Here is an 18045-nt window from a genome sequence, read left to right as displayed (position 1 = left end):
GTGTGACTGGTGTTACTACTGAAGCGGCACCGCGGTCGGCTTGACCGGCGCCGGCAGCGCAGTCGACCCCATCAGGTATCGGTCCGCCGCGGCGGCAGCGGCCCTGCCCTCAGCTATCGCCCAGACGATCAGCGACTGGCCACGACCCATGTCGCCGGCAACGAAGACGCCCGGAATCGACGTGTCGAAGTCGGCGCCGCGGGCGACGTTGCCGCGCTCGGTGAATTTCACCTCGAGATCGGTGAGGAGGCCCTCCTTCTCGGGGCCGACGAATCCCATCGCCAGCAACACCAGGTCGGCCTCCAGTGCGAACTCGGACCCCTCGACCTTGACGAACTTGCCGTCTTGCATGGTCACCTCGTGCGCCTTCAGCGCGGTCACGTGGCCGTCTTCGCCGACGAATTCCTCGGTGTTGACCGAGAACACCCGCTCGCCGCCTTCCTCGTGCGCCGAGGACACCCGGTACATCAGCGGGTAGGTAGGCCACGGGGTGGACGGCGCGCGCGTCTCCGGCGGGCGCGGCATGATCTCGAACTGATGGATGACCTTCGCACCCTGCCGGTGCGCGGTGCCCAGGCAGTCGGCGCCGGTGTCCCCGCCACCGATGATGACGACCCTTTTGTCTTTGGCGGTGATCGGCGGCTCCCCGTCGGGGCCCAGCACGTCGTCGCCCTCCTGCACGCGGTTGCCCCACGGCAGGTATTCCATCGCCTGGTGGATCCCGTCCAGTTCCCGCCCAGGGATGGGCAGATCACGCCCGGCGGTGGCGCCGCCGGCCAGCACCACGGCGTCGAAGTCGGCGCGCAGTTGCTCGGCGGTGATGTCGACGCCGACATTGACCCCGGCCCGGAACTCGGTGCCCTCGGCTCGCATCTGGTCCAGCCGGCGGTCGAGGACGCGCTTTTCCATCTTGAATTCCGGGATGCCGTACCGCAGCAGTCCACCGATGCGATCGGCCCGCTCGAACACGGTGACCGTGTGCCCGGCACGCGTCAGCTGCTGGGCGGCGGCCAAACCCGCCGGCCCGGAACCGACCACGGCGACCTTTTTTCCGGTCTTCTCCTCCGGCGGCAACGGCCGGACCCAGCCCTCGTCGAAGGCCTTGTCGATGATCTCCAGCTCGATCTGCTTGATCGTCACCGGATCCTGGTTGATGCCGAGCACACAGGCCGGCTCGCAGGGCGCCGGGCACAGCCGCCCGGTGAAGTCCGGAAAGTTGTTGGTGGCGTGCAGCCGTTCGATGGCATCGCGCCACCGATCCCTGCGCACCAGGTCGTTCCATTCCGGGATCAGGTTGCCCAGTGGGCAACCGTTGTGGCAGAACGGAATACCGCAGTCCATGCAGCGGGTCGCCTGTTCGCGCAAGGTCTCGTTGTCGAACTCTTCGTAGACCTCGCGCCAGTCACGCAACCGCAGCGGGACAGGCCGGCGCTTCGGCAATTCCCGATGCGTGTATTTCAGGAAGCCGCTCGGATCAGCCATGCGCGGCCGCCATGATCGCCTTGTCGACATCCACGCCGTCGCGTTCGGCTTCGGCGATGGCCTGCAGCACCCGCTTGTAGTCCCGGGGCATCACCTTGGCGAAGTGCCGCTGCTGTTGCGGCCAGTCGCCCAGAATGCGCTGGCCGACAGCGGAATCGGTGGCATCAACGTGTGCCTGAATCATGCCGTGCAACCACTCGTAGTCATCTTCATCCAAGCTCTCGAGCTCGACCATCTCCGCGTTGAGATTGCCTGGGAATTCGCCCTGCGGATCGTAAATGTAGGCAACGCCGCCGGACATGCCCGCCGCGAAGTTGCGGCCGGTGCGACCGAGGACGACAACCTTCCCTCCGGTCATGTATTCGCAACCATGGTCGCCGACACCCTCGACGACGGCGTGCGCCCCGGAGTTACGGACGGCGAACCGCTCGCCGACGACCCCGCGCAGGTACGCCTCGCCGCTGGTCGCGCCGAACAGGATCACGTTGCCGCCGATGATGTTGTCCTCGGCGACGTAGTCCTGGGGCGCGTCGTCGGAAGGCCGAACCACGATCCGGCCGCCGGACAGGCCCTTACCGACGTAGTCGTTGGCGTCGCCGTAGACACGCAGCGTGATGCCGCGCGGCACAAACGCGCCGAAGCTGTTGCCCGCCGAGCCGTCGAAGGTGATGTCGATGGTTCCGTCCGGCAACCCTTGTCCGCCATAGGCTTTGGTGACCTCGTGGCCGAGCATAGTGCCCACCGTGCGGTTGACGTTGCTGATGGTCGTGGAGAACCGCACCGGCTTTCCGGAGTCCAGCGCCTCGCGGCTCATCACGATCAACTGCTGGTCCAGCGCCTTGTCCAGACCGTGGTCTTGGCGCGAGCTGCAATACAGGTCCTGGTTCATGAACGCCGATTCCGGCTCGTGCAGCACCGGGGCCAGATCCAGCCGGTGCGCCTTCCAGTGGGCCCGGGCCAGCGTCATGTCCAACGAGTTCACCTGGCCGACGGCCTCGTTGATGGTGCGGAATCCCAACTGCGCCATGTACTCGCGCACCTCTTCGGCGATGAACATGAAGAAGTTCTCGACGAATTCGGGCTTGCCGGTGAAGCGTTCACGCAGCACCGGGTTCTGGGTGGCGACCCCCACGGGGCAGGTGTCCAGGTGGCAGACCCGCATCATGATGCAGCCGGAGACCACCAGCGGCGCGGTGGCGAAGCCGAATTCCTCGGCACCGAGCAGCGCCGCGATCATCACGTCGCGGCCCGTCTTGAGCTGGCCGTCGACCTGAACCACGATGCGGTCCCGTAATCCGTTCAGCAGCAACGTCTGCTGCGTCTCGGCCAGCCCCAGCTCCCACGGAGCGCCGGCGTGCTTCATCGAGGTCAGCGGAGTCGCTCCGGTGCCGCCGTCGTGCCCGGAGATCAGGACCACGTCGGCGTGGGCCTTCGATACGCCCGCGGCCACCGTGCCGACGCCGTTCTCGGAGACCAGCTTGACGTGCACCCGCGCGGACGGGTTGGCGTTCTTCAGGTCGTGGATCAGCTGCGCCAGATCCTCGATGGAGTAGATGTCGTGGTGCGGCGGCGGCGAAATCAGGCCGACGCCGGGGGTGGAGTGGCGCACCTCGGCGACCCACGGGTACACCTTGTGCCCCGGAAGCTGGCCGCCCTCACCGGGTTTCGCACCTTGGGCCATCTTGATCTGGATGTCGGTGCAGTTCGTCAGGTAATGCGATGTGACGCCGAACCGCCCGGAGGCGACCTGCTTGATCGAGCTGCGCCGCCAATCGCCGTTGGGATCGCGGTCGAACCGCTTGACGTCTTCGCCGCCTTCACCGCTGTTGGACCGGCCGCCCAGCCGGTTCATCGCGATGGCCAGCGTCTCGTGCGCCTCGGCGGAGATCGAGCCGTAGCTCATCGCCCCGGTCGAGAAGCGCTTGACGATTTCGCTGGCGGGCTCAACCTCTTCCAGGGGAATCGGGGGGTTGATCCCGGCCCGGAATTTGAGCAGGCCGCGCAGCGATGCCATCCGCTCGCTCTGGTCGTCGACCAGGCGGGTGTAGTCCTTGAACACCTTGTACTGGCCGGTGCGCGTCGCGTGCTGCAGTTTGAACACGGTCTCGGGGTTGAACAGGTGGTACTCGCCCTCGCGGCGCCACTGGTATTCCCCGCCCACCTCGAGCTCACGGTGGGCCCGCTCATCGGGGCGGTCCAGGTAGGCCAGCGCGTGCCGGGCGGCGACGTCGGCGGCGATGTCGTCCAGGGTGATGCCGCCGATGGGACAGCTCAAGCCGGTGAAGTACTCGCTGAGCACGTCCTCGGAGATGCCGACCGCCTGGAACAACTGGGCCCCGGTGTACGACGCCACCGTCGAAATGCCCATCTTGGACATGACTTTCAGCACACCCTTGCCGGCGGCCTTGATGTAGTTGCTGAGCGCCTTCTTGCGGTCGATGCCTTCGATGACGCCGCGATCGAGCATGTCCTCGATGGACTCGAACGCCATGTACGGGTTGATCGCCGCGGCGCCGAAGCCGACCAGCGCGGCCATGTGGTGGACCTCGCGGGCGTCCCCGCTCTCCACCACCAGCCCGACGTGGGTCCGGGTCCGGTCGCGCACCAGGTGATGGTGCACCCCCGCCACCGCGAGCAGCGAGGGGATGGGCGCCATCTGTTCGTCGGATTCACGGTCGGACAGGATGATCACCCGCGCGCCGTCAGCGATCGCCGCCGACGCCTGCGCCCGCACCTCCTCGAGCGCGGCAGCCAGCCCGGCGCCGCCCTCGGCGACGGGGTACAGACAGCGAATCACCTTGGAGCGCAAGCCATGCGGGCGACCATTGACCTCGTCATCCGGGTCGAGGTTGATCAGCTTCGCCAGCTCCCGGTTGCGCAGAATCGGCTGCGGCAACGCGATCTGATGACACGAACGCTCGGTCGGCGTGAGCAGGTCGCGCTCGCCGCCGGTGGTGCCCTGCAGACTGGTCACCACCTCCTCGCGGATGGCGTCCAGCGGCGGGTTGGTCACCTGCGCGAAGAGCTGCTGGAAGTAGTCGTAGAGCATCCGGGGCCGCTGCGAGAGCACCGCGACCGGGGTGTCGGTGCCCATCGACCCGATCGGCTCGGCGCCGCTGCGGACCATCGGCGCGACCAGGAGGTTGAGTTCCTCGTAGGTATAGCCGAATATCTGCTGGCGCTTGACCAGTCGGTCATGCGGCATCCGCTTGTAGTTGCCCTGCGGCAGGTCGTCGAGCGGAACCAGGTTCCTGTCCAGCCATTCCTGGTACGGGTGCTCGGCGGCCAGCTCCGCCTTGATCTCCTCGTCGGAGACGATGCGGCCCTGCGCAGTGTCCACCAGGAACATGCGGCCGGGCTGCAACCGCATCCGGCGGACCACCTTGGCCGGGTCCAGGTCCAGCACGCCGGCCTCGGAGGCCATGACCACCAGGCCGTCTTCGGTGACCCAGATTCGCGAGGGGCGCAAGCCATTACGGTCGAGCACGGCGCCGATGATGGTTCCGTCGGTGAACGTGATCGACGCCGGGCCGTCCCACGGCTCCATCAACGAGGCGTGGTACTGGTAGAACGCCCGTCGCGCGGGATCCATCGTCTCGTTGCGTTCCCAGGCCTCGGGAATCATCATCAACACCGCATGGGCCAGGCTGCGCCCGCCCAGGTGCAGAAGTTCGAGGGCCTCGTCGAAACGCGCGGTGTCGGACGCCCCCGGCGTACAGATCGGGAACAGCTTCTCGACGTCGGCCTCGGTCCCGAAAACGTCGGTCTTGATCAGCGCCTCGCGGGCGCGCATCCAGTTCTCGTTGCCGGTGACGGTGTTGATCTCACCGTTGTGCGCGACGCGGCGGAACGGGTGCGCCAGCGGCCACGACGGGAAGGTGTTCGTGGAGAACCGCGAGTGCACGATGCCCAGCGCGCTGGTCAACCGATCGTCTTGCAGGTCAAGGTAAAACGCCTTGAGCTGAGGTGTGGTCAGCATGCCCTTGTAGACCAGCGTCCGGCCGGAAAGGCTTGGGAAATAAACGGTTTCGCGACCGGGCCCGTCCTGGCCGGGGCCCTTGGTGCCCAGTTCGTGCTCGGCGCGCTTGCGCACCACGTAGGCGCGGCGCTCCAGCGTCATGCCGGATGCGCCGGCCATGAAGACCTGGCGGAAGGTGGGCATCGCGTCGCGGGACAGGGCGCCCAGCGACGAATCGTCGATGGGCACGTTGCGCCAGCCCAGCACCGTCAGGCCCTCGGCTTCGGCGATCTTCTCCACCGCGGCACAGGCCGCCGCGGCGTCCTTGGACGACTGCGGCAGGAACGCGATGCCGGTGGCGTAGCTGCCCTCCGCGGGCAATTCGAAGTCGACGACCTCGCGCAGAAAAGCGTCGGGGACCTGAAGCATGATGCCGGCGCCGTCACCACTGCGCGGTTCGGCGCCCTGGGCACCCCGGTGCTCGAGGTTCAGCAGCGCGGTGATTGCCTTGTCCACGATGTCGCGGCTACGGCGGCCGTGCATATCGACGACCATGGCAACCCCGCACGAGTCGTGCTCGAACGCGGGGTTGTATAACCCGACGCGCTTGGGCGTCATATGCACCTGACCCTTCACCTGAACGTTCCGCGCGGCCGTTACCAGCGGCCCCGACGAGGTCGCACCCTTGAGGTTGCGGGCGAGAACCCCTTCGGTCTTGTCTCGATGGGCTGTGCCCCAGGCGGAGATGATCCTGTTAGGGATGCCCGTGCAGCTTTGAACGGCGGCCTGGAACCGGTCTCGACAAGTCGTAAAACGATATGACAATACCCGCCTGACATGCCAACTTCGTCAAGTCTAACCGGCAGTCGGCGGCGTCGTAAATTTCGCTGCTGCCATTGATCCCCGATTATGCCCACCACCCGTCCGGGGCAACGAATTCTTGCGGTAGCTGCGGGTCTGCCGGGAGGTCCGAGCCTGATGGACCCTCCCCCACAGAGTTTGCTGACGAGTGCGCCGGGCCGGTTGACGAGGTTGCTGGGCGCGAATACCGGCGTGCTCAGCGCCCACCCGGGCGCATCACGACCGCCCGTAGCCGCGCGCACTAGAGTTTGCAGGTTCGCGGACGGGGCGCGACAAGAGATACTGGACGGATCGGCCACCCCCGGCAATCTCGGGTTTGGACGGTGGCGATGATCACGTAAGGCGTTCGTTGCCGCCGGCCCACCGGCGCGACGATCACCACCCGGCACGCGAGGAGCCCATGAACGAGCGCGACGAATTCCTGCGGGACCGTCTGCAGCCCGAACGGCCGAGCACGCCCCCACCACACCCGTCCGGCCCCTCCGCGCAACAACCCCCGCCGGCGCCCCAAGAGTCCCGGCCCGCCGCGGCTCCGGTCGCCCAGCGGCCCGCTCCCCCGCGCCCCCCGTCGGCTCCTCCCCCGCCCCCATCGGGCCGGCCGCCGGCGCCGCCGCAAGGCTGGTCGCCGCCCGCCCAGTCGGCCCCGCCCGCTCCGCCATCGTTCCGGCCGCCACCCCCGCAGCCGGGCCGGCCCACTCCTCCCGCGGCAGCCCCGCAGGCCCCCCACCCAGGCCCCCCACCGGATTCGCAGCAGGGCGCCGGGGCGCTACCCGACCGCGGTTGGCGACGCGCCCTGCGGCTGGCCACTTTCGGCCTGATCAATCTGGGCCCCTCTCCCGTCCAACAACAGGAGGCCCAGTTCGAGGCGGCCATCCGGACCCGCCTGTACGGCAACTACAAAGTCGGGGTGCTGGGCAAGGGCGGCGTGGGAAAGACGTCGGTGGCCGCGAGCGTGGGCTCGCTGCTCGCCACTCTGCGCCGGCAAGACCACGTGGTGGCGATCGACGCCGACACGGCGTTCGGCCGGCTCAGCAGCCGAATCGATCCGGCGTCGACGGGCTCGTTCTGGGAGCTGACCGCCGACAAGAACCTTCGGTCCTTCGACGACGTGGTGGCGCGGCTGGGCCGTAACACCGCGGGCCTGCACGTGCTCGCCGGCGAACCCGCGTCGGGCCCGCGCCGGGTGCTCGATCCGGCGATCTACCGGGAAGCCGCGCTGCGGCTGGACCGCCATTTCACGATCTCGGTCATCGACTGCGGTTCGACGATGGACTCGCCGCTCACCCAGGAAGTCCTGCGTGACCTGGATGCGCTGATCGTTGTGTCGTCGCCGTGGGCCGACGGCGCCTCCGCCGCGGCGCGGACGATGGAGTGGCTGACCGATCACGGCTTGACCACGCTGCTGCAGCGCAGCCTGGTGGTGCTCAACGATTCCGATGGGCATGCCGACAAACGCACCCGGGCCTTGCTCGCTCGCGAATTCACCGATCATGGGCGCCCGGTCATCGAGGTGCCGTTCGACCCCCACCTGCGGCCCGGTGGCGTGATCGACGTGGCCCACGAGATGGCGCCGGCCACGCGCCGCAAGTTCCTCGAGGTCACCGCGACCATCGCCGGCTACTTCGCGGCCCGTCCCGACGGCGCGAAAGACCCGGGCCCGACTAACAAGCGGGACTAGGCCCGCGCCGAAGGGTCGGCGATCGCCTCGATCTTGCGCACCCGGGATCCGTCGATCGTCAGCACGATGACGGCGAACAGGCGGCGCTCGCTGAAGGCCAGCAACACCGGTCCCCCGGCGGGACCGCTGACCAGGGTCACGTCCGGCCACAGGTAGCGCAACAGGTTGGTGGCCACGGCATCCGGCCCGTGGTTGATCTGTGGTGGCGGTGCCGGGTCCGCGAGGATCGTGCCCACGCCCCATACCGTCGGGTCCAGGACGGCGGCCAACCCATCCAGGTCACCGTTGGCGCATGCGGTGATGAACTTTTCGGTGACCAGCTGGTGCTCTGCCGGCACGACTTCGGTCAGCTTCGGTTGTGCCGCATGGAATTTGGACCGTGCGCGCCGTGCCAGCTGGCGGCAGGTGCCGACCGGGCGGCCCACGGTCTCCGATATCGAGTCGAAAGGCACACCGAATACGTCGTGCAGCACGAAGGCGACCCGTTCAGCGGGACTGAGCCTGCGCAGCACTTCGAGCAGCGCGGTGCGGATCTCGTCATCGAGGGTGACCCGGTCGGCCGGGTCGAAGCGGCGCGGTGCCGGTTGTTCCTCGACGTCGCCGGGACGCTCGTGGCGGGCACGAGCCGAGCGCACCTGGTCGAGACAGAGTCGGCTCGCCACCACGGTCAGCCAGCCGCGGGCGTCCTCGATCTGGTCGGCGTCGGCGCGCGAGAACCGCAGAAAGGCCTCTTGCGCAATGTCTTCCGCCTCACCGATATCGCCCAGCATCTGATAGGCGAGGTTGACCAGGTACGGGCGGTGGCGGCGCCAGGCCTCGCTGACCTGGGCGCTGGCGGACGGCGACTGGTTCATGACTCTTCGACGATCTGCAGGGGCAAAAAGTTACCGGGCTCGCGATGTAACTTTCCCACCTTTTCCCCCGTCGTTTCTCCCAGTGCAAGAAGTTCACGGAAGGGACCCACTCATGACCATCGTCGTCACCGGGGTGACCGGCAACGTCGGACGCCCGCTCGTCAACGAACTGATCGCCGCCGGCGCCCAGGTTCGCGCGGTCACCCGGCAACGGGCGCCGGCCGGTTTTCCACCGGGCGTCGAGCTGTTCGGTTCGGCCACCGACGCGCTGTCGGGTGCCTCCGCGGTGTTCCTGAACTCGCGGGCGCTGGGCGGGCAGTTGGCAGAAGTCGTGGCCCAATGCCGGCTAGAAGGAGTCACCAAGCTGGTCGCGCTGTCGGCGATCAACGCCGACGACGACGTCACCCGGCAGCCGTCCCGGTTTCGCGGCGACCGCAACAGGGAGGTCGAACGCCTGGCGATCGACTCCGGCCTCGCCTGGGTGAGCCTGCGGCCCACGGTGTTCGCGACGAATTTCGCCGGCATGTGGTCGGCGCAGATCCGTGCCGGCGACGTGGTCGCCGGCCCATACGCCGCCGCGTCGACCGCGCCGATCGTCGAGTCGGACATCGCGAGCGTCGCGGCGCACGCGTTGCTCACCGATGAGCTTGTCGGACAGCGGATCCCGCTGACCGGTCCACAGGCGTTCACCAACGCGGAGCTGGTCGAGGTCATCGGCGGTGTCCTGGGCCGGGCGCTGCAGTATCGCGAGATCCCCGCCGAGGCCGTGCGGCAACGATTCATCGGGCTGGGGTTCGGCGCCGGATTCGCCGACGCCTACATCGCCATGCTCGCCGAGACCCTCGACAAGCCCGCCCTGGTCACTGGCGATGTGGCGAAAATCCTCGGCCGCCCGCCAGTTCCGTTCGCGCACTGGGTTTCCGAGCACCGCGGCGTGTTCGACAACGAGAAAGTAGGAATCTGAAGATGACCGATCCGCGTCCCCCGCGCTACCTCAAGCCGATGAACAAGTTCATGATGGCGGTGCAGCGGCTCGGGATTCCGACCGGGCCCGCGATGGTGCTCACCGTGCCGGGCCGCAAGTCGGGTCAGCCGCGCAGCACCCCGATGACGCCCTTCCACTTCGAAGGCGGCCTCTACGTGGTGGCCGGCTATCCCGGCGCCGACTGGGCGGCCAACGCCCGGGCCGCGGGCGCGGGCACGCTCACCCGTGGCCGACGGTCGCGTCCCGTCCGGATCGTCGAACTGTCCGCCAACGAGGCCCGGCCGGTGCTGCGGGCGTTCCCCACCGAAGTTCCGGTCGGCGTGGCGTTTGCGAAACGGTCGGGGATGGTGCGCGACGGCACGGCCGACGAATTCGAAGCGCTGGCGGGCCGGCTGGCCGTGTTCCGCTTCGAGCCCGCGTAACCGTCACCAGACGATGGCCGCCATGTCGCGGTTGTCCGAACATACGCTGCGCACCGCGGCCTGCAGGTCGGCCGCGGTGATGATCTGCAGATCCTCCACCGTCACCGGCTGACCCGCCCGCTTTTGCGCGACCACTCGGGTGTCGCGAAAGCCCTCGGCACGTTCGACAACGTTGCGGGCGAACCTGCCGTTCTGCATGGCGTCGATGCCGTGCTGCCCGCCGGGAGTGGTGTAGTTGCGGATGGTCGTCGCCGCGTCCAGGAAGGATTCGCGCGCGCCGTCATCGAGCAGGCTCGCGCGCGGGGTGGCGTAGCGGTGCGCGATCTCGACGATCTCGGCCGGCGAGTAGGACTCGAAGCGGAGCTTGCGGTTGAACCGGCCGGCCAGACCCGGGTTCACGGTAAGGAACGCATCCACCTGGTCTTCGTAACCCGCGCCGATGAAACAGAAGTCGAATCGGTGCACTTCCAAGGCGACCAGCAGCTGGTTGACGGCCTCCATGCCGATCATGTCGGGTGTGCCGTCCTGATGGCGCTCGATCAGCGAATAGAACTCGTCCATGAAAATGATTCGCCCGAGCGACTTTTCGATCAGTTCGTTGGTCTTGGGGCCCGACTCGCCGATGAAGTGGCCGCAGAAATCCGAACGCCGCACCTCCCGGATCTCGGGGTGCCGCACGATTCCCATGCCGGCATAGATCTTGCCCAGGGCCTCGGCGGTGGTCGTCTTACCGGTACCGGGCGGCCCGACCAGCAGCATGTGGTTGGTCTGCCCCTCCACCGGCAGGCCATGCTCGAGCCGCATTGTCCGCACTTCGAGTTGGTCTTCCAGCGCGGCGACCGCTTCCTTGACCGCGGCCAGTCCGACCTGTTTGGCCAACAACTTTCGCCCCTCGGCCAACAGCTCGGCGCGCCGGTCGTTGGCGGCGTCGTCCTCGAGTTCGTCGCGGCTCTTGGCCGAGGAGGCGTCCCAGCGGTCGGTCCTGCGGTTGATGGTCTGTTCGTCGGTCACGACCAGTTGCAGGTTCGGGTCGGCCAGCGCTTCTTTGGCCGCCTCGGTCAGGACCCCGTTGATGGTGGCCTTGGACAGCCAGACCTGGGCTCTGTCCTCCTCGCGCAGCTGCCGGTGCACCATCCCCCGCACGTAGGCCAGATCGGCGACGAGCAGCGGGATGTCGGCCGGGCCGATCGAGGCCGTCAACACATCCGAGTCGAAGCGCGACGACGACTGGGTGTGCCCGATCACGTCGACGCGGTCCAGCCAGTCCAGGGCGACCCGGCCCTGCCCGAGGTGGGCGGCGGCGTGAGCGGCCAGCGCGCAAATCGACGCTGTCACAGCCGACATCACGATGGCATGCGCGGGCAGCTCCTCGGCGGCGGCCAGCAGCACGTCCGGCCAGCGTTGCGTGCGGTACATCAAAAACGTCCGGGCCAACTGGTGCCACTGGTAGTTGGTCCACGAGTCGAGCAGGTCAGGGTTGGTCAGCAGCTTGTCCGCCTCGGCGTACTCACCGGCGATCGTCAACGCGGACGACAACGCCAGCCCGACCTGTGATGCGTCGGTGACAGTAATGCCGATGTAGGGACCCAGCTGGATCTCCGCGGCCAGTGCCTGCCCGATGCGCGTGGTTTCGCGGTGCAGCCACTCGCTGCTGGCGTAGAGCTGCCGCAACGAGGCCAGGTCGTGGTCGCCGCACGCGATGCGCCCCAGCCACGCATCGGCCATCGACTTGTCGGCGTCGGTGGCAGCAACGAACTCGGGTAACGCCGCCGCGCGACCCTGCCGGCTCTTGATCGCCATGGCACGGTCGAAATGCCTTCGGGCTGTTTGTAAATCACCCATCGCGTCCCCCGTCTCGAGCACCGTGGCCACGAGCGCCGAGGTTGCGGGCAGCCACCTTGCGCGGCTTCGCGCTGTCGCCGCCACCGGTACGTGCGCTCATCACACTGTGCCTCAAACTCGCCCTGCCGACCCGCTATATGCCGACCGACATGCCTACCGGCTCGAGACTGACGTAGCGGTTCTCGGCGCGGAACATGTCCATCTCGACAAGCCAATCCTGTCCTGCTGCACTGACGTTCACCACCGCCGGGCTGATCTGCTCGATGATCACCTCGAAGCCGTGCCGTTGCCCCTCGGAAAGCCTGGCCCCCGCGGGTGCCACCGTGATCACGGTCGCAGGCCGCGGAGTGGGTGAGATCGCAGCCTCGATGCCTCCGGCTTCGGCCGCGCCAAAGGCGTTGCCCCGTCGCGCAGCGTACTCGACGACGCTCACGGTGGTCCGCGGTGCGGGACGCGAGCTGCTCACGACGCTGATCTCCGGCATGCGCACGCTGACCCAGCGCGACATGTCGCGGGTGTGCACGCAGACCCGCTCGCCGGCGCCTGCGGTGCGGATCACGAGCCGCTTGGCGATCGGGTCGTCCGCCGCCACGAACACGCGCGACAACTCGCCGGCGTCGGTAACCGGCATCAGCAGCCGATCGCCGTTGCTCAGTTTGCCGATCAGGACGCCCGACGGTCCGATCTCGGTGACGAGCTGCGGGGGAAGCGGGCTGCGCCGAATGCCCCGCAGGTGCGGAAGGGGACCGCACATGTTCGCGGCCGCGGCTGCCGCCTGCTCGCCGTTGAGCCGGCGCAAAATCACGCTGGGCGGTGTCGGTGCGGGCGTCGGGGTTCGCACCGTGATCGTCGCGGTGCATTCGGAGTTCGGGAACACCGTGACGTTCTGGATGACCTCGTCGGCGCGCAGCGTCCACGCCTGCGAGAGATTGCGCGACGTGATCGCCTCAGCCGGGTATGCGTAAGTGGTCATCCAGCCCGCTTCTCCGCGGATGGCCTTCCATCGCTGCACATTTCCCGACACCGCGTCGCGCCCGAGCCGGCGATCGAGCTCGACGAGGTCGGTGGCGGTGGCCACCTTCGCCCGCAATCCTTGGCAGCGCAACAACCCGGCGATGCGCTGTGCGACCGAAATGGCCGCCGCGCCAACGGTCGTGCGCCAGAAGAGGGCTTGGGCGTTGTCGATCACCGCCAGCCGCATGATCAGCCACGTCTCGCGCCGGCCCGCGTAGGGCGGCGTTCCGATCTCCGAGTCGTACACCCGCGGAAAGTCTCCGGTGGTGCCGTGCCGGGAACCGATGGTGACAACGCTGATCGAATCGAGTTGCAGGCCCAGGGCCTGGTGCAGCATCGGCACCAATTCGACGATGTCGAGCACGTTTTCGGTCTCGACCGTCACCGAGCCGGTCACCATGGTCGCGCGGTGCGCCCTGCCGAGTAGCTGCACCGCCACCACGGCGACGCCGTCTTGCACGCGCACGCCCCCACCGGATCGGTTGTTCGCCACGGTGATCGGGGCGGTCCAGTCGATCGGACGCCGGCCGCGCCGCCACAGGACGGCCCACGACCACGCCGGCTGCCCCCACCACCGCACGAAGACGAGCGCGATACCCACCACCACCGCGAGGGCCGCGCCGATGTAACCACCCACCAGCCACGCCGCGAGCGCGAGAACGAACACCGTCCACACGCCGACCACCCGCCGATTACTGCCGCGGCTGAACCCGGTCAGGTCGGGCCTCATCGCGCCCTCCGCAACCGCGCCGAGATCGCGAACACGAGCACACCGGCGGCCACGATTCCCAGGAATCCGATGGCGATGTTGCGCGCCCGGTGGTCGGGCGGCGGGGGCGGCGCTGCCGGGGTGATGACCCGGCTTTGAGCGCCCGGTGGCATCCGCTCGCCCGGCGGGATGTTGAAGGTCAACGCGGCGACCGGGTCCACCAACCCATACCCGACCTTATTGTCAACGCCCGCAGGCGGATTGTGCGCCGACTGCACGATCCGGTTGATCACCTGATGCGCGCTGAGGTCGGGGAATTTCGCCCGCACCAACGCCGCGACGCCACTGACGTAGGCCGCCGAGAAACTGGTTCCCCAGAACGGCATGTTCTTCTCGCCCGGCCGCGACGGCGGATACGCGTTGACCGGGCCGCCCCCTTGCGGGGAGAGGCCCATGATGTGCGTTCCCGGCGCGGCCACACCGACCCAGGGACCCGACATGCTCTTGTCGAGCGGGGCGCCGCTGGCATCTACCGCGCCCACCGACAGGACGTAGTCGGAGAACCACGACGGCGCCGAGACGATCTTGACCTGATGCCAGTCCCGGGGATCCGACGGATCCAGCGGGTCGTAGGTCGGATTGTTGTTACAGCCGGCTTCCCCGTCGTTGCCCGCGGCCGCGACGATCACCGCGTCCTTCGCGGTGGCCGCGTACCAGAGCGCCGCCCCCAGCGCTCGCTGATCGGCCGTGGAGGCGGCGGGCAGGCACGAGGTCACCGAAACGTTGATCACCTTGGCGCCCATGTTCGCGGCGTGAACCACCGCGCGCGCAACCGAATTCAGCGTTCCCGCCTTGACCTTCTCGTCCGAGTAGGGATCTCCGGGCGGCGGGTTGACCGGTTCGAAGGCGCGTGACGATTGCCGGATCGAGATGATGGTGGCGTGCGGGGCCACCCCGACCACTCCGTCGGGCGCTCCGGGGGGAAGCGGCGGCACTGCGGGTTCGTCCTCGGTTTGCGGATCTGCGGGACCGTTCGATGCGGCGGTGGCGCCGCCTCCCTCCGGCGGCGGGGGCGGCGGCGGTGGTGGCGGAGGCGGAAGGACCTGGGTGATGGTCACCGGCGGCGGCGGGGGCGGGGGTGCCACCGGGGGTGGTACCTCGACCGGTGGGGGTGGTGCGCCGGCGGCCGGCGGTGGACCGGCCGGCGGAGGGAACGCCGGAGTAGCGGGCATCGGCCGGGGCATCGGCAAAATCCCTTGCGGCGCAGCTCCGATGATCGAGCTGACGATCGTGCCGTGGGCGTCGCAATCCGACAGGCCGTCCTCGCCCATGATGTAGTCGCCACCCGGGATCACCGGTAGCCGCGGATTCGGCGAGACCCCGGTGTCGATGACCGCCACGGGAACGCCGTTGCCGGTGCTGTATTGCCATGCCTTCGTGATGTTCAGCAAGTTGAAGCCCGGGGCCATCTGCGCCACATCGGGATTCCTCACGGTGATCGGAGTCGAGCAGCTGTTGGCGCGGCGCATCGGCTGGTCGGGTCTCGGCGGCCCGTCCGGCGGAACCATCCCCGGGTCCACCGAGGGTGGTGTAATGGCAAGTGCGGCAGGGATATCGGCTGACATCGCGACCAGGGTGACGGCGGCGGCGACCGCCGCGACCCTTTTCAGTGGCGAATCCACGTGAAGAGCCCTCCCAAGGCCGCCGCGGCTGGAAGCAATACGATGAATGCGAGCACTTCCACCCATTCCACCGTCAACCGGATGAACGGCCGAAACCTCATGGTCGGCACCAAAAGCGCTGCGGCCAAACCCAACGCGGCGAAGATCGTCACGGTCACCACCGGCCACATCAAGCCAGTCATCGCATCTTTCGGTGCGGCGACGGCGTACTTGACCACACCCGCGCACACCGCGGCCGATGCCCCACACACGAGCGCGATGGCCTGATACTTGGCGGCGAATCCGCGCCCCTGCGTGAGGAAGATGCCCACCACCAGCCCCGCGACCACCAGCGCCAACCACGCCCATTGGCGTCCGGGCGTCAACACGCCCCATACCGCGGCGGGCAACACTATCGACACGCCCGCGCACAGGCCGACCTGGACCGCATTGACCAACCGCGCCGAGGCGGCGATCGCGGCGCCGCGCGCGGTGATGTCGGTCAGTTCGTTGTCCTCGTCCTCGGATTCGTCCTCGCTGACCGGAGCAACCGTGTCGACGGGCATCCCCTCGCGCCGAGCGAACAAGTCTCGACCGGTGATCGATCCGAAGTGCGGCGGCCGTACCCGCGCCACCCACAGCGCGATCAGTGGGGCCATCCGGACCAGGACTAGCAATCCGACCAACACGCAGACCGCCAGCACCTGAGCCGAAGCCGGCCGGAACATGCGGACCGCGGCGACAGCGGCCAGGATCCCGCAGACCGTCACCACCGCGGTGACCACCGCTGTCTGCCAACGGTTTCGCGCCGTCACCGCGATGGCGATGGCGCCCAGGATCACCACGACGGCGCCGATCAGCCCATGGGCGGCGCCGAGCACGCCGGGTGGCGCGCACGCACCGGCGGTCGCCAGCGACAACACCGCCAGCCACGCGAACCCACCGAACAGGTCGCGCCGTCCCCGCCACCCGCTTCGCACCACCAGCGTGGCAACCCCGAGCAAGACGCCGACGGCACCGGACACCGCTGCCGGGATGGGGCCGTCGGTGAATGTCCGCGCCCGCAGCGTCAATGCCACGGCAACCGCGACTGCCATCGCGATCACGGCGACCGCGGTGTGCGCCGCCGTCAGCGGCGTCACGGGCGCGAACATCCGATCGCCACCGTCGCGGCCCAGCCATTTGCCCATGGCCGCCAACCCTGTTGACAGCGATTCGTACTGCGGTTCGAACGACTCACCGTCGACCCGCGGCACCAGCACCAGGGTGTCGCCGTCCTGGACGCCGAGCTCGTCGAGGCTCTTGTTGATGTCGAGCCGAACCCCGTTGATCTTGTGGAGTTCGTAGCTGCCCGCGGGCAATGCGATGCCCTCAAAACCTTTGCGCTTGAGGTCGGCGTCGAAAAGCTCCACCATTCCCTCGAAGAATCCCTCCATCGGGATTGCGGCCGGGAACACCTGGGAACACAGATGCTTCTCGTATGAAATGTTGACCGCACAACGCGCCGGGAAAGCGACCTTATGCGGCGCTGTCACGGCACCGACCGCTCGGCGTCAGGAATGTATTTGTCCGCCAGCCCGGCGGTGATTTCGAAGAGGCGCAGTCGCGACTTCTTTTTCAGCTCGTGAACCGTGTCGATGATGCCGCCTTTGGCGAGGTGGGGATCGAACGGCAGCACTTCGACCGTCGCCCCGACCTTGGTGAAGCGCTCGGTCAAGTAAGCCAGCGCGTCCCTATCGGTGATCTGGTCGGTGTGGTTCACAATCACGGTGCTGCGCGAGACCAACTCGTGATAACCCTGCGAACGCAGGTAATCCACCGCGCGCAGCACCGGGCGCGACCGGTCCGCGGTGATTCCGGAGACGAACACGAGAGTGTCGGTGTTTTCCAGTACCGGCTTCATCACCTCGTGTTCGAGGTCCGGGGAGGTGTCGACGATCATCACCGTGTGGGTGCGTCGCAGGCGGGAAAGCACCCCGGAGAACATCGCGGGCACCAACGGCCTGGGCTGGTCGGAAGTCCGGTTTCCAGCCAGGACGTCAAGGCCGATGACGTTCTGGCCCAAGTGTTCTCGAATATCCGCGTATCCCTGGACATCGGTGTCGTTGATGATGGCGGTGTAGTCCCCGGGCGGGGACTCGTCGATGCGGTCGGCCAACGTGCCGAAACCCGGGACGGCGTCGATCGCAATCACGTTCTGCGGGCGGCATTCCCGGAACACACCCCCGAGGCACGCGACGAGCGTCGTCACGCCCACGCCGCCCTTGCCGGAGACGACCGTGATGACGTACTGCCGTCGAATATGCCGCCGGATGCGATTCTGCAAATCGCGATAGTGCCGTTCCCGCGGCGACTCGCCCGGATTTATTTTGTGAAAAGATATGGAGTAAATGAATTTCCGCCAGCCCGATCCGGGTGGAATTTTCCGCGGCGCGGCCAGATCGGTAATACGCATTGTGTCGGATACCGAATCCGGGAAGTTGCTGGCCCCGGACGGATCCCCCCGTCTGAGCGCACCTTCGTCCGACATATTCGGGTCATTCCAAGGGCTCGTCACGACGCGATGCTAACACGGTTGC

Annotated in this window: 11 protein-coding genes; 3 read left to right on the top strand and 8 right to left on the bottom strand. The window is 67.8% G+C overall.

Annotated elements, in window-relative coordinates:
• Positions 1-15 precede the first annotated feature (15 nt).
• Together AC5Y7E_RS01855 and gltB are read right to left on the bottom strand one after the other, a co-directional pair.
• Positions 16-1482, bottom strand: coding sequence for a glutamate synthase subunit beta (locus AC5Y7E_RS01855; RefSeq protein ID WP_499917307.1), 1467 nt, complete (start codon positions 1480-1482; stop codon positions 16-18).
• Positions 1475-6058, bottom strand: a complete 4584-nt coding sequence (gltB, locus tag AC5Y7E_RS01850) for a glutamate synthase large subunit (RefSeq protein ID WP_499917308.1) — start codon at positions 6056-6058, stop codon at positions 1475-1477. Before gltB ends, AC5Y7E_RS01855 begins: the two co-directional genes overlap by 8 nt.
• A gap of 643 nt (positions 6059-6701) precedes the next feature.
• On the opposite strand from gltB, the gene AC5Y7E_RS01845 reads away from it, so the two are divergent.
• Positions 6702-7979, top strand: coding sequence for a MinD/ParA family ATP-binding protein (locus AC5Y7E_RS01845; RefSeq protein WP_499917309.1), 1278 nt, complete (start codon positions 6702-6704; stop codon positions 7977-7979).
• Here the strand turns inward: AC5Y7E_RS01845 and sigI are convergent.
• Positions 7976-8833, bottom strand: coding sequence for an RNA polymerase sigma factor SigI (sigI, locus tag AC5Y7E_RS01840; protein ID WP_499917310.1), 858 nt, complete (start codon positions 8831-8833; stop codon positions 7976-7978). The genes AC5Y7E_RS01845 and sigI overlap by 4 nt on opposite strands.
• A 112-nt stretch (positions 8834-8945) precedes the next feature.
• Here sigI and AC5Y7E_RS01835 point away from each other — a divergent pair, with 112 nt between their 5' ends.
• Complete coding sequence (locus tag AC5Y7E_RS01835; RefSeq protein WP_499917311.1) at positions 8946-9797, top strand: NAD(P)H-binding protein; 852 nt, start codon at positions 8946-8948, stop codon at positions 9795-9797.
• A gap of 2 nt (positions 9798-9799) precedes the next feature.
• On the top strand, positions 9800-10240 hold the full coding sequence (locus AC5Y7E_RS01830) for a nitroreductase family deazaflavin-dependent oxidoreductase (RefSeq protein WP_499917312.1): 441 nt from the start codon (positions 9800-9802) through the stop codon (positions 10238-10240).
• 3 nt (positions 10241-10243) lie between these two features.
• On the opposite strand, the gene eccA is transcribed toward AC5Y7E_RS01830, so the two are convergent.
• From eccA to AC5Y7E_RS01805, 5 genes are all read right to left on the bottom strand, one after another.
• Positions 10244-12082: a type VII secretion AAA-ATPase EccA gene (gene eccA, locus AC5Y7E_RS01825; RefSeq protein WP_499917662.1), complete on the bottom strand. Its 1839-nt coding sequence runs from the start codon at positions 12080-12082 to the stop codon at positions 10244-10246.
• Between the two features lie 133 nt (positions 12083-12215).
• Positions 12216-13826, bottom strand: coding sequence for a type VII secretion protein EccE (eccE, locus tag AC5Y7E_RS01820; protein WP_499917313.1), 1611 nt, complete (start codon positions 13824-13826; stop codon positions 12216-12218).
• On the bottom strand, positions 13823-15430 hold the full coding sequence (gene mycP / locus AC5Y7E_RS01815; RefSeq protein WP_499917663.1) for a type VII secretion-associated serine protease mycosin: 1608 nt from the start codon (positions 15428-15430) through the stop codon (positions 13823-13825). The genes eccE and mycP overlap by 4 nt, the downstream gene beginning before the upstream one ends.
• A 41-nt stretch (positions 15431-15471) precedes the next feature.
• On the bottom strand, positions 15472-17001 hold the full coding sequence (gene eccD, locus AC5Y7E_RS01810) for a type VII secretion integral membrane protein EccD (protein WP_499917314.1): 1530 nt from the start codon (positions 16999-17001) through the stop codon (positions 15472-15474).
• Positions 16998-18023, bottom strand: a complete 1026-nt coding sequence (locus AC5Y7E_RS01805; RefSeq protein WP_499917315.1) for a MinD/ParA family ATP-binding protein — start codon at positions 18021-18023, stop codon at positions 16998-17000. The genes eccD and AC5Y7E_RS01805 overlap by 4 nt, the downstream gene beginning before the upstream one ends.
• Between the last annotated feature and the right edge of the window lie 22 nt (positions 18024-18045).

This window comes from Mycobacterium sp. NGS17, from assembly GCF_059813205.1.
Note: the sequence above shows the minus strand (reverse complement) of the source record. Positions and strands in the feature narration are given on the sequence as shown.